The sequence below is a fragment of the Streptomyces sp. TM32 genome (assembly GCF_004122755.1).
Classification (GTDB): domain Bacteria; phylum Actinomycetota; class Actinomycetes; order Streptomycetales; family Streptomycetaceae; genus Streptomyces; species Streptomyces sioyaensis.
The window spans coordinates 1-6,021 of record NZ_SDIG01000260.1 but is presented as its reverse complement, the minus strand read 5'-3'; the positions used below and the strand labels follow the sequence as shown (position 1 = coordinate 6,021).

The window sequence follows — 6,021 nt, the reverse complement described above, 5'->3', positions numbered from 1 at the left end:
CCGAACTCCTCATCGGATTCCTGGCCGGGACCGGCCTCGAACTCAGCCCACCCGCAGCAAGCCCGTAGTCAAAGGTCGGTAGATGCTTCCATAACTGTCGTCTGACGCTTGCAATGTAGCCCTGTCGCAGTCTTCGACGTCGCGACCTCTGTGCGTTGATCCTTACTGGCTTACCGAGTCGCCTTTCTCTGCTTCAGCCTGCCTTCGCCTTCGCCACCCTGACTCGCTTTCAACAGCAGTCCGCACTCACGTTCAGAACCTGCGACCTAGACGCTTGCCTCAGCGCGTACCTACGTTTTCTCACGTCTCGGTTCAATACTACGGGCGCCACTCTTCACCCTCCTACCTGCTCTTGTAGGTATGCGTGTAGCTACCTTTGTAGTCATGCCGGTAGGCCCGCGCGCATGCCCCTCAGTAGTTCTGTATTCATCTAGATAGCTACGTAAGGAGGTCTGTAGGTAGACACGTACGCACCTCCGCGCACTTCTACATCCGCACACCTCCTTGCCGTTCGCTCTCGGTGTGCCCACTTTGCTGCCTGCTCCACTTTCCACCTCTAGGCTTACTCACGTACTTACCTCCTCCTGTTTTTAGCGAACTACGTTCCTCTTCCCATTGCTATTGACAGGCGCGCCTCGCCACTTCGCTACACACTTCGATGCTCAATGATCCGCACTGACATCTATGCGCATGCCATACTCATCCCTTCAGTTCGCACTCCACTTCCTATACGTCTCCCTACGTGCGCATTTATATACCTCATGACAGTTTGAGCCATCCTCTGTCAGGTAGTCCCTCCTTATTGCCTAATAGCTACCCGGCCCAACTACGCTTCCGCCGTGTGCAGCTTTCTGAGACGCGTCGACGCACTTAGCTACGCTCGGACCTTAGGTGCTACATCTATTGGGCTGTTACGTCGCCCGTGCTGCGCACCCATCGAAACTCTGGGTCGACACGCAGAAACTCCACCTCATAAGCAACGCCAGGCTTCCGCTTGCTGCTATCGTCCCGGGTGCCGCGTCGTAGCACGTCAGCTCCACCTCAAGATCGCTATGCGCGCAGAAGATGTCCGATATCTCCAGCAAAGCTGCCGCTCTATGCACTCACATGGCCCGACTACGCACCTCATAGCTCTCAGGGCTGCGACGCGACGCGACACGGTCATTCCCGCTTCGCACCACTTCTTCCTCATTGGTCAGACCCGGAGGCTTGCCGATGACTGACACTGCACTCGTCAGCGCGATCGAAGTAGCTGCGGAAGCTACGTCTCCCGTGCCGATCGTCATTGCTATCGCGACCCAGAAGGGCGGTGTCGGGAAAACCACAACGACCGTCAACCTCGGCGCACGGCTTGCCATGGCGGGTTACGACGTTCTGGTAGTGGATCTTGAGCCGCAGGCTCAAGCTGGCACAGCCCTGGGCGTTACTCTCGCCGGATCGGACGACGAAGAACAGAACGAAGCGGAACTTCAGCGCTCGCTCGGCTTCATCCTGCAGATGGCACTGCAGAAGTTCCCGCGGCCCCGCCTCCAGGACGCCATGTTCGACCGAACCGGGGATGTCTTGGACGGCTTCGAGGGACACGGGCGTCTCTGCGTCCTGGCGTCAGAAGAAGCGTCGATGTCCGCCGCACAGAACGCGTTCGTCACCAAGCCGTACAAGAAGACCGCCATGCTCCGTGATCTCCTGATGACGGAGGCACGCGGCTTCCACTTTGTCCTCATTGATACTCCGCCAGCGGTGTCGCACTTGAACGCCGTTGCCCTCGCGGCAGCCGACTACGTGGTCACGATCTGCATCCCGGAGTATCAGTCCATCAAGGGGGCGCTCGTCCTCAGCGCCGCCACACACGCGGTAGAGACAAACACCGACGGCCTGTGCAAGCCGAAGCTGCTGGGCGCCCTGCTCAACCGGTCCAACCCTCAGTCCGCTTGGACAAATCAGGACGTCGACATCCGAAACGGCATGGTTGGCGACGGTATCGACGCCAAGCCCGGACGCGGACTCTTCCCATTCGTCACGGATGTGCGCAAGGACGTCCGGATCTCCGAGTCGTACATCTACGGCCAGCCTGCAGTGGTTCGGTTCCCAAACCAATCCTGCGGCAAGCAGTACACGAGTGTCGTCGAGGAGATCCTGGATCGGATCGAGCTGCCTCGCGAGAAGTGGACCATCGCTGATCCGGTGCTCGTGGAGGAGGAGGAGAATGGCTGAGGAACCCTCGGCGGCGGGTGAGGATGAAAGCAAGAAGCCGCCGAAGAAAAAGTCTGCGAAGAAGGTTGCGGGCCTACGACCCAGGTCGGGTTCCGCCCTGCTCAACAACCCCGCCCTCTCCGGGGCAACTACGGTCGTCGCTCGTTCCGTGATGGGTCAAGGCGTCACCTCCGGGAGCACGGCGCCGGCATCGGTCTCTCCTCACCACGAAGAGCCACGTTCTAGTGAGGAAGCCGCGGGGGAGTGGCCTGATCTCCCGAACTCTTCGCCTACCGTCCCCGCTCCCAGTGCTCCAGCCGATTCCACTGCACACCCCCAGGCGCCTGCCAAAGCCTCACAACAAGGTGCTCGGCAACCAGAGGCCGCAGCCGCCACCACGCATCCCTCTGGGGGTGCCAAGCCCGAGAGCCATTTCGGTTCGCAGGTCGACAACAAAACGACCGCCAGCGATTCGGTAGATGCAACACCTGCCTCTCCGCAATCACCCGAACCAGAGACACAGTCGGCAACGCCACCCCGAGCGCAAGAGGCTGGGCGGTCGGAAGCCTCCCCCACCGCTGAGCACCCGTCCGGTGACGCTCCGTCCGAAACGCACTCTGCTGTGCCGGCCGACAGCGATTCGGTCGAGCCCGAGCCAGAGACACAGTCGGCAACGCCACCCCGTGCGCAAGCTGCAGGTCCGAGCAGACGGCGGAAGAAGGAGAAGACTGATCAGCCCGAAGAGGTTGGGCCTGCGCATGCCGCATTGCTCAAGTCTTGGCGTGACAGCCGGATGGACCTCAAGCTGCGCAAGCAGCGCTGGAAGACTCAGCCTTTTCGTTTCGCCGCCGATCTCGTCGATACGTTGAGCGCACGGGTTGCTGAAGACTGCGCAAATTCTGGTAAGTCCCTCACGGCCGCGCAGTACGTCGACGCCGCGATGGCTCTCTGCCTGCCCAGGTCTATAGAGGAGCAGTTGGATCTGGCAGAAGAGTTTCTGTTGTCGCGTGACTCAGAGACCGGCACTGGAAAGCAGGGGAGTCATCGCGTGAGCCCTGAGGTGTACGAGATTGCCTCGCAGCTCCCAAACGAGCTGCGCCGCGCAGGGCATGCGCGGACTGCGGTCCACGTCTACTCTGGAGCACTCGACCGCTTCCTTAAGGCTCTCGAGCAAGATGGGCCTCTCGCTGCGAAACAACAGAGCAAGCCTTAGGCCCACTAGCCAAGCTGACGAAGCGCCAACCACCTCGGTGGTTGGCGCTTCTGTGTATTTCAAAAGGTCGCGTCCTCGGAGCGGTGTAAAGCTCGACGAGGGGTTCCGTGACGGTTGATGTTACGCGGCCTCGGCGGGTGGTTCGTGGTCCTGGGGTGCGGGTTGGATCACGTCGGCTGATACGGGGTTGAGCAGGTCCCTTCGCATGCCTTCGAGTTGGCGCAGTGCGGCGGGTGTCGTGGTGAAGCCGCGCCAGCCGGTGGCGGCCCGGTCCAGGACCGCGAAGGCGAGGCTGACGCAGGAGGCCTCGCCGGGGAACCGGCCGATGACCTTGACTCGGCGGCGGGTCTCGCCGAAGGTCCGCTCGATGAAGTTGCTGTGCCGGATCCGCTTGTGGTGTTCGACGGGGAACCGCAGGTAGGACGTGAGTGAGCTGCGGTCTGTGAGGAGCGACTTGACGGCTGCGGGGTAGGTCTTCTCCCCCTTCGCGGCGAAGGCGTCGATGCGGCGCTGAACGGTCTCGACGAGCCGCTGGCCGGGCGGGAGGCCGAGCTCGGTGGTGTCGAAGATCTCCCAGAACTCCTTTTTGAACTCCGCCAGATCGTGGCGGCTGACCTTCGAAGTGACATTGCGGCATTTGTGGATCAGGCACCGCTGCCGCAGGCTGCAGCCCAGGACGAGTTCGCAGGCGGAGATCAGCCCGGCACCACCGTCGGATATCACCAGCAGCGGAGGGTGAGGCCGCGCTTGAGGAGGCCGTTGAGGAAGCCGGCCCAGGCGTCGTGGGACTCCGATCCTGCGGCCTCGAGCCCGATGAAGAAGGGCCTGCCGTCGGTGTCGATGCCCCATGCGGCCAGCACGGGCTCGGCGGGGGCGTTCGGGTGCATGCGGAAGTGCGAGGCGTCGATGAACAGATAGTCCAAGGTCACGCCGGACAGGTCACGCATCCGCCAGGCGTCGTACTCGCTGCGGATGGACTGGCAGATGGTGGAGACCGTGGACTTCGACAGTGCCGCGTCCGAGCCGAGCGCCTCGGCCAAGGTGTTCGTGTGTCCAGAAGGTGATTGTGAGGTTCTGATGTAGAAGGCGTGAACAAACAGTCGCCATGCTGTTGTGGAGATGAAGGTAGGTCCTTCGGTATCGGCATACAGGTGCAGGTGCCAAACCACCATGAGCTGCTGCGGTGAATGAGCCGTGGTGGTGAGCGTCATGGAAAAGCCGTACTGAATGCGGCAGGTGGGGACTGAGAAGGCGAACGCAAGTGAACCGCTGATGACGTGTCGTAAAGCTTAGACGACATCAAAACCAGGGCCTTAATGCTGTCCTGGGATGAGCCAGACGGGAACCTGTCCACTGGTCTGGCGGTGTCCGGCATGAAGGTGGCGCGAGCTCAGTCCGGGCTTCACAACGGAACTGGAGAACTCCTTGACGTGATACTGCGATACACGGTTGACGTGGCTCGCGAGAGGGAGCGGCGCAAGTGTGCGAAGAGCCATGAGGGCCGGAGTACCGGTGGCGCGTCGGGAGGGCGGAACGTCCCGTAGTAGTGATGAAACCTCCGTAATAGAGGTGGAGCGAAGGGGGAGTGTTGTTGGGTGTCGATCGGCGATCAACCAGAGATGGGAGGAGTCGGATGGTCGAGACAAGATCAGTGGGCAAGCCGTTTGATATTCCGAAGCGGCTGGTCTGGAACGCATACCTGAAGGTCAAGGCCAACAGGGGAGCGGCTGGGGTGGATGGGCAGTCGTTGGCGGAGTTTGAGCAGGATGAGAAGAACAACCTGTACAAGCTCTGGAATCGACTGTCCTCGGGAAGTTACTTCCCCCCACCCGTGAGAGCGGTTGATATTCCGAAAGCCGGCGGTGGGACTCGGAGCCTTGGGGTTCCGACCGTGGCCGACAGGATCGCCCAGACGGCAGTGGCCATGACGTTGGAGCCTGATGCGGAGTTGGTCTTCCATCAGGACTCATATGGCTATCGCCCGGGGCGGTCCGCGCTGGAGGCGGTGGAGACGTGCAAGCAGCGTTGCTGGAGGCACCCTTGGGTGATCGACCTTGACATCCAGGGCTTCTTCGACAACGTTCCGCACGGCCCCATCATCGCGGCACTGGAAAGGCATACCAATCTCTCGTGGGTTCTGTTGTATGTGAAGCGATGGCTTGTCGCCCCCGTGCAGCAGCCCGACGGAACGCTTGCCGGGCGAGAGAAGGGAACTCCTCAAGGCAATGCCACGTAGATAAGCGTTTTCAGATTCTTTTTCCACATGTGCACAGCGACACGCCCGCGTTGGTTGTGGATGGTCAACCCGTATGGACGCTGCTGTTTGCGTCGGAGATGAAGTTCGTTATCTTCCTTTCCTATGGGTGGGGTTCGGGATAGCTCGGCGGTTTCCGGTATGCGGTTGACGGACCGGGTGGGTATCGGGGTTCTGACGCGTCTGGTCGACCGGGATCTGGTCGATGAGGTATTAGCTGGGACAGGTCGGCCTGAGAGGTGGTCCCGTCTGCTGCCGGCCCGCGTTGTTGTCTACTACGTCATGGCACTGTGCCTGTTCTTCGGCGAGTCGTACGAGGAAGTCATCCGTCTGCTCGTCAATGGCCTGCGGTTCCTGGGAA

General features: G+C 61.1%; 6 protein-coding genes. 4 read left to right on the top strand and 2 right to left on the bottom strand.

What is annotated here, in order from left to right; translation table 11 throughout:
• Nucleotides 1-1,215 precede the first annotated feature (1,215 nt).
• Both EST92_RS30640 and EST92_RS30635 read left to right on the top strand, forming a co-directional pair.
• A complete protein-coding gene (locus EST92_RS30640) occupies nt 1,216-2,214 on the top strand; it encodes a ParA family protein (protein ID WP_129283933.1) in 999 nt (332 codons plus the stop codon).
• A gap of 772 nt (nt 2,215-2,986) precedes the next feature.
• Nucleotides 2,987-3,406 carry a hypothetical protein gene (locus tag EST92_RS30635; RefSeq protein WP_129283932.1) on the top strand — a complete coding sequence of 140 codons (420 nt, stop codon included), beginning with the start codon at nt 2,987-2,989 and terminating at the stop codon, nt 3,404-3,406.
• A gap of 120 nt (nt 3,407-3,526) precedes the next feature.
• Here the strand turns inward: EST92_RS30635 and EST92_RS30630 are convergent, their stop codons facing one another.
• Nucleotides 3,527-4,129 carry a transposase gene (locus EST92_RS30630; protein WP_161981801.1) on the bottom strand — a complete coding sequence of 201 codons (603 nt, stop codon included), beginning with the start codon at nt 4,127-4,129 and terminating at the stop codon, nt 3,527-3,529.
• Nucleotides 4,126-4,617, bottom strand: coding sequence for a transposase (locus tag EST92_RS30625; protein WP_129283930.1), 492 nt, complete (start codon nt 4,615-4,617; stop codon nt 4,126-4,128). Before EST92_RS30625 ends, EST92_RS30630 begins: the two co-directional genes overlap by 4 nt.
• Nucleotides 4,618-5,057: 440 nt before the next feature.
• On the opposite strand from EST92_RS30625, the gene EST92_RS30620 reads away from it, so the two are divergent.
• Together EST92_RS30620 and EST92_RS30615 are read left to right on the top strand one after the other, a co-directional pair.
• Nucleotides 5,058-5,642: a reverse transcriptase domain-containing protein gene (locus tag EST92_RS30620; RefSeq protein WP_254069171.1), complete on the top strand. Its 585-nt coding sequence runs from the start codon at nt 5,058-5,060 to the stop codon at nt 5,640-5,642.
• A 123-nt stretch (nt 5,643-5,765) separates the two neighbouring features.
• Nucleotides 5,766-6,021: transposase domain-containing protein (locus EST92_RS30615; RefSeq protein ID WP_254069170.1), on the top strand; the 256-nt coding region annotated here is incomplete at its 3' end.